The sequence below is a fragment of the Methyloceanibacter sp. genome (assembly GCF_050728395.1).
Classification (GTDB): domain Bacteria; phylum Pseudomonadota; class Alphaproteobacteria; order Rhizobiales; family Methyloligellaceae; genus Methyloceanibacter.
On record NZ_JBOHJB010000130.1, the window covers coordinates 1 to 6,197 of the forward strand.

Here is a 6,197-nt window from a genome sequence, read left to right on the forward strand (position 1 = left end):
CCTTTGAGGGGGAGGGTTAGGGAGGGGGGTTCCCGACAAATCTTCGGAACGGTCTAACCCCCCTCCGACCGACCCGCGGTCGGTCGTGCTCCCCCGCAAGGGGGGAGCGGTACAGAGTCAGAGAGGACCTTGCTCTACGCCGCAGCGTCGGTGAGCGCGTGCACGATGTCGGAAACCACCGTATCCACAAGCTTCACGTCGTCGCCCTCCGCCATGACGCGGATCACCGGCTCGGTACCTGACGGGCGAATGACCAGGCGCCCGGTCTTGCCGAGCCGCGACTTGCCGGTGTCGATCGCCTTGCGCACGGCGATATTGTCCAAGGGTTGATGGCCGTTCTTGTAGCGGACGTTCTTCAGGACTTGCGGCAGCGGCTCGAAGCGGTTGCAGATCTCGCTCACCGGCTTGCCGCTCTGCGCCACCACGGCGAGGATTTGCAAGGCGGTGACCAGGCCGTCGCCGGTTGTCGAATAATCGGACAGGACGATATGGCCCGACTGCTCGCCGCCGACATTGTAGCCATGCTGCCGCATGTGCTCGACCACATAACGGTCGCCCACCGGCGTGCGTTGCAGGCCAAGGCCGAGGTCCAGGAGATAGCGCTCGAGCCCGAGATTGGACATGACCGTGGCGACGACGCCGCCGCCGGCAAGGCGCCCGCGCCGCAGCCAGGATTCGGCGATGACCGCCATGAGCTGATCGCCGTCGATCATGCGGCCCTTCTCGTCGACGATGACCACGCGGTCGGCGTCGCCGTCGAGCGCGATGCCGATATCGGCGCGCACCTCACCGACTTTGCGGATGAGGTCGCCGGGCGCGGTCGAGCCGCAGTCCTTGTTGATGTTGAAGCCGTCGGGATCAACCCCGAGCTTGACCACGTCGGCGCCAAGCTCCCACAGCGCCTCTGGCGCCACCTTGTAGGCTGCCCCGTTGGCGCAATCGATCACCGCCCTGATACCGTCGAAGCGGAGGTTCTTGGGCAGCGTGCGCTTGGCGAACTCGATATAGCGTTCCCGCGCACTGTCGATGCGGGTTGCCCTGCCGATCTTGTCGGGCGTTGCGAGCAGGTCGGTCATGTCGCCGAGCATCAGCTCCTCGACCTGAAGCTCGGTATCGTCGGATAGCTTGTAGCCGTCGGGGCCGAATAGCTTGATGCCGTTATCGGCAAAGGGATTGTGCGAGGCTGAGATCATCACGCCGAGATCGGCGCGGAGCGACCGCGTCAGCATGGCAACGGCCGGGGTCGGCATCGGCCCGAGCTGGAAAACGTCCATGCCCACGGCGGTAAAGCCCGACACGAGGGCCGATTCGATCATGTAGCCGGAGAGCCTGGTGTCCTTGCCGATCACCACGCGATGGCGGTAGGAGCCGTTGGTGAAAAGCTTGCCGGCGGCCATGCCCACGCGGAGCGCGACCTCGGACGTCATGGGTGTGGAATTGGCGCTGCCACGGATTCCATCCGTGCCAAAGAATCTGCGAGCCATGGGCCGATGTCCCCCTAGTCCCCCAAAGGCGCCGCCCGCCTTTTGCGATTAGGTCGGCGTGTCATGGAATTATGCTCCTGCTCTATTGCACAGCCGTTCACAAAGTGTAAGCAAACGTTACACCAATTCCGATTGGTGAATCAGGGGGTTTAACCCCTTTTCTCCACGACGCAAGCGGATTAGGCCCCGGTTCCGGCCATGCATCCCCGCCACACGGAGAGCGCCTGGCGGGTACCTTCCACGTCGTGAACCCGCAAAATCTGGGCGCCTTGCGCCGCCGCCACAAGGGCGACGGCGAAGGAACCTGGCTCCCGCGACTGCGGTGTTTCGCCGCCTGCCACCCCGCCGATGAAGCGCTTGCGCGAGGCGCCGACGAGGAGCGGCACCCCGAGCCCATGCAGCAGGCTGAGATTGGCGAGCAGCGCGAGCGTATGGTCCATGGTCTTGCCGAAGCCGATCCCGGGGTCAGCGGCGATGCGGGCGCGCTCGATGCCGGCAGCTTCCGCCGCGGCGATGCGACCCGCAAGATAGTCGTAGACCTCGAGCACCACGTCGTCATAGCGGGGATCGAGATGCATGGTCTTGGGCTCGCCCTTGGCATGCATGAGGATCACGGAAAGCCCGGTTTCAGCCGCCGCGGCAAGGCTATCCGGGTCATAGGTCAGCGCCGAGACGTCGTTGAAGATCGTGGCCCCAGCGCGCGCCGCAGCCCGCGCCACGGATGCCTTTCGCGTATCGATGGAGACCGCTGCCTGGAGCCCGGCGAGCCCTTCGAGCACGGGGAGCACGCGGCCGAGCTCGTCACCCTCCGCCACCGGATCGGAGCCCGGACGGGTCGATTCGCCCCCGACATCGACGATGTCGGCGCCGCCGGCAGCCAACTCGGCGGCACGGACGATAGCGCCTTCCGTCGAATCGTAGAGGCCACCGTCCGAGAACGAGTCCGGCGTGACATTGACGATGCCCATGATCAGGGAGCGCGTGAAGGTGAGCCCGGCAAAGGGCGGCCGCGGAGCAGTGAGCCGCTCGAGCAGAGACGCAAGCTCAGCATCGTGCGAGGCATGAAGGTCCTTGGCGGCGACAAGGCGCCGCTCGGTCGAGGCCGGCACGCCCTCGATCAGCTCCGCTGCGGTGAAGGAGATCGCGCCTCCGGCCAGGGGCAGCGCCGCGCCCTCCGCCACGGCCTCGGCCGCCGTATCGCCGTAAAGGAATCCGATGGGCCTGAGATAGAGCTTTGCGTCCGCCATGACGATGCCTTAGCACGCCGCGCCGCTTATGGCAGCGTCAGCTCTCGCCTGAGATGCGGAAGCACCCTATATTCGCCCAGCAGCAAGCCTGGAGGTGACATGTCACCCTATCACGTGAAGGCTGAATGGGATGCCGAGGCGGAAGTTTGGGTTGCTTCCAGCGATGACGTGCCCGGACTTGCCACAGGCGCCGACACCTTCGAACTTCTGGTCGAAAAATTAAAGGTCGTGATTCCTGAGCTTCTGGAGGAGAACGGCCTGTTACCGGGCGGCGCTGGGGACGTCCCCTTCGCCATCACCGCCGAACGCATCGAGCACGCCAAGCGCGTCGCCTGATGGCGGACAACTACACGCCGCGGGTGAAATCGCTCCTGAGAGAAGCCGGCTGCACCTTCGTTCGTCACGGCAAGGGCGACCACGAAATTTGGCAGAGCCCTATTAACGGCCGCCGATTCATGGTCGACAGCCACATTAAGTCACGGCATTGGGCAAACTACACGCTCAAACAGGCTGGGCTACCGAAAGCCTTCTGACCAAGCGACGTCAAAAGAGAAATGGCCGGGACAAGCCCGGCCATTCGTCAATGCAAGATCGTTCACGCCTAGCTCGTGGGCTGGGGCGCCATGCCTCCAGTGTCGGGCTCAGGCTCAGGGGGCGCCTTCTTGCCGCGGCCGGCGGTGGGAACGGCCGAGGCCGGCGCCGGACGCGGCGACAAATCGGCCGCGAATTCGCGCACCGGCGGCTTGCCCTTGAGCAAGTTCTTGATCTCGTCGCCGGACAACGTCTCGTATTCGAGCAAGCCTCGCGCGATCAAATGCAGATCGTCGATATGCTCATCGATGATCTTGCGCGCCGTCTCGTAACCCTCATCGACCAGGCGGTGGATCTCCTCATCGACGATGGTCTGGGTCTCGTCGGACATGTTCTGGGTCCGCGCGATGGAGTGGCCGAGGAAAACCTCCTCCTCGTTGTCGCCGTAAGCGAGCGGCCCGAGCTTGTCCGACATGCCGTATTGCGTGACCATAGCGCGCGCCAACAGCGTCGCCATCTTGATGTCAGAGGAGGCACCAGAGGTCACCTTCTCGTAGCCGAACACCAGTTCCTCCGCCACGCGTCCGCCCATGGCGACGGTGATGTCGGCCTTAAGCTTGGCGCGCGTGTAAGACAGCATGTCGCGCTCAGGCAGGCGCATGACCATGCCAAGCGCGCGGCCGCGCGGGATGATGGTCGCCTTGTGCACCGGATCTGACGCCTCCTGATTCAGGGCCACCAGAGCGTGGCCGCCCTCGTGATAGGCGGTCAGCGTCTTCTCCTCCTCGGTCATGACCATGGAGCGGCGCTCGGCGCCCATCATCACCTTGTCCTTGGCGTCCTCGAACTCGATCTGCATGACGAGCCGCTTGGAGCGGCGCGCGGCGAGCAGCGCCGCCTCGTTGACGAGATTGGCGAGATCGGCGCCGGAGAAGCCCGGCGTGCCGCGCGCAATGGTGCGGAGCTCGACGTCCGGACCGAGCGGCACCTTGCGCACATGCACCTTGAGGATCTTCTCGCGGCCGATGATGTCGGGGCGCGGCACCACCACCTGGCGGTCGAAGCGGCCTGGACGCAACAGAGCAGGATCGAGCACGTCGGGACGGTTGGTCGCGGCGATCAGGATGATACCTTCATTGGCCTCGAAGCCGTCCATCTCGACCAGCAGCTGATTGAGCGTCTGCTCGCGCTCGTCATTGCCGCCGCCGAGGCCTGCGCCGCGATGACGGCCGACGGCGTCGATCTCGTCGATGAAGATGATGCAAGGCGCGTTCTTCTTCGCCTGGTCGAACATGTCGCGCACTCGGCTCGCGCCGACGCCGACGAACATCTCGACGAAGTCGGAGCCCGAGATGGTGAAGAACGGCACATTGGCCTCGCCGGCGATGGCGCGGGCAAGCAGCGTCTTGCCGGTGCCGGGGGGGCCGACGAGCAGCGCGCCGCGCGGGATGCGCCCGCCGAGCTTCTGAAACTTCTGCGGGTCGCGCAGGAACTCGACGATCTCCTGTAGATCTTCCTTCGCCTCATCGACGCCGGCGACGTCATCGAAGGTGACGCGGCCATGGCGCTCGGTGAGCAGCTTCGCCTTGGACTTGCCGAAGCCCATGGCCCGGCCGCCGCCGGACTGCATCTGGCGCATGAAGAAGATCCACACGGCGATGAGCAGCAGCATGGGGAACCAGGACACGAGCACGCCGAGCAGCGACGGCACGTCGTCCTCGGACGGCTTGGCGGTGATCTTCACGCCCTTCTTGTTCAGCCTGTCGACCAGACCAGGATCGTTGGGCGCGTAGGTCTGGAAATTCCGGCCATCCGAATAATGGCCGGTGATTTGACTGCCCGCGATGGTCACATCCTGCACGTTGCCGCTGTCGACATCGCTCAGAAGCTGCGAGAAGCTGATTTCATTGCCGCGGACATGAACGCCGGGGCTCTGGAACAGATTGAACAGAGCCACCAGCAGAAGGCCGATGAAAACCCAGATGGCGAAGTTACGGAAATTCGTGTTCATGACGACCCTGGTTGAACCGCACCTGAAAGGACGCCGGCACCGATATCGCCGGCACTAGGCCCTCGCTGGCGGACCCTCACTAACCTATAGGATTTCTTAACATAGGTTGGAACGAACCCATTTCCAAGTAAAGCTAGCCTAAAGAAGTACACGCTTCCTCAACCGCATTCCTCAAATGCGGCGCGTTGAGGGCGCATTGACGAAACGCGCGCTGAGACAACCGGTTGCCTCGTCGCCGACATCGGAGCCAAGCCCAAGGCGCGGGAGCACGATCGATCCCCCCGCAAGGCACGCCGGAAGCGTGGCGCCGGCGAAGCGCGGCAGCGCGTTCAGCCAAGGGGCGGAGGCACGAAGATCGCGCCAGCGTGATTCACCGAGCGCGCCGACGGTGACGGGTACACTCGCGCTTGCCTCAAGCTCGACTCTGAAGCGGTTGTCCCACAGCGCACGTTCCCCGGGAGCCAGTCGCAGCGTGGGAAGACCGGTTCCCCTGCTCTCACGAAAAACGCCGAGACGTTCACCGACGGGCTGTAGACGGCAGCCGCCGAGCGTGTGCGCTCCCCTCGGGCTCTCGACCAGGCTCGCAAGCAGCGCCTCGAGCTTCGCAAGCCGCAGCTTCGTCTCCCGCCCGCCGACAGCGCCGACCGCCCGCGCCAGCACGCGAAGCGCGATTTCCGCGGGGACAGCGACCAGCGCGTCGCGGGCAATCAGGCAATAGCCTGCTTCGCTCATGGCGCCATGCTCGGCGAGAAACGCGTCCGCGGCGTGATCGAGTGCCGCCCGCGCCCGCCTCAGCCTCTGCGCCGAGCGCGCGAGCGCGCGAGCGGTCAATCCGAGTCTCGCCAGCGCATCGCTGCAAGCGCGCATCTCGGCGCGCTCGAATCGCTGATCGCGGTTGCTCGGATCTTCGACCCAGGCGACGCC

At 65.0% G+C, this 6,197-nt stretch carries 5 protein-coding genes and 1 pseudogene; 2 read left to right on the forward strand and 4 right to left on the reverse strand.

Features of this window, described 5'->3' with window-relative positions; genetic code table 11:
* Nucleotides 1–134: 134 nt before the first annotated feature.
* Nucleotides 135–1,484: a phosphoglucosamine mutase gene (glmM, locus tag ACREC7_RS15240; protein ID WP_431556545.1), complete on the reverse strand. Its 1,350-nt coding sequence runs from the start codon at nt 1,482–1,484 to the stop codon at nt 135–137.
* A 179-nt stretch (nt 1,485–1,663) separates the two neighbouring features.
* Entirely contained in the window at nt 1,664–2,731 is a 1,068-nt protein-coding gene (folP, locus tag ACREC7_RS15245) for a dihydropteroate synthase (protein WP_431556546.1), read from the reverse strand.
* Nucleotides 2,732–2,830: 99 nt separating this feature from the next.
* Between folP and ACREC7_RS15250 the strand changes: the two genes are divergently transcribed.
* Together ACREC7_RS15250 and ACREC7_RS15255 are read left to right on the forward strand one after the other, a co-directional pair.
* Nucleotides 2,831–3,067, forward strand: a complete 237-nt coding sequence (locus tag ACREC7_RS15250) for a DUF1902 domain-containing protein (protein WP_431556547.1) — start codon at nt 2,831–2,833, stop codon at nt 3,065–3,067.
* The gene (locus ACREC7_RS15255; protein WP_431556548.1) at nt 3,067–3,264 is read left to right on the forward strand and encodes a type II toxin-antitoxin system HicA family toxin; all 198 of its coding nucleotides are present in this window, start codon (nt 3,067–3,069) and stop codon (nt 3,262–3,264) included. The genes ACREC7_RS15250 and ACREC7_RS15255 overlap by 1 nt, the downstream gene beginning before the upstream one ends.
* Before the next feature lie 68 nt (nt 3,265–3,332).
* Here ACREC7_RS15255 and ftsH read toward each other — a convergent pair whose 3' ends face one another.
* On the reverse strand, nt 3,333–5,273 hold the full coding sequence (gene ftsH, locus ACREC7_RS15260) for an ATP-dependent zinc metalloprotease FtsH (protein WP_431556549.1): 1,941 nt from the start codon (nt 5,271–5,273) through the stop codon (nt 3,333–3,335).
* 171 nt (nt 5,274–5,444) lie between these two features.
* Nucleotides 5,445–6,197, reverse strand: a pseudogene (locus ACREC7_RS15265) (hypothetical protein); the annotation flags it as partial.

Coding starts and splice junctions, on each gene's coding strand:
- folP (WP_431556546.1), bottom strand. CDS start 2,731: ATGGCGGACGCAAAGCTCTATCTCAGGCCCATCGGATTCCTTTACGGC.
- ACREC7_RS15255 (WP_431556548.1), top strand. CDS start 3,067: ATGGCGGACAACTACACGCCGCGGGTGAAATCGCTCCTGAGAGAAGCC.
- ftsH (WP_431556549.1), bottom strand. CDS start 5,273: ATGAACACGAATTTCCGTAACTTCGCCATCTGGGTTTTCATCGGCCTT.
- ACREC7_RS15250 (WP_431556547.1), top strand. CDS start 2,831: ATGTCACCCTATCACGTGAAGGCTGAATGGGATGCCGAGGCGGAAGTT.
- glmM (WP_431556545.1), bottom strand. CDS start 1,484: ATGGCTCGCAGATTCTTTGGCACGGATGGAATCCGTGGCAGCGCCAAT.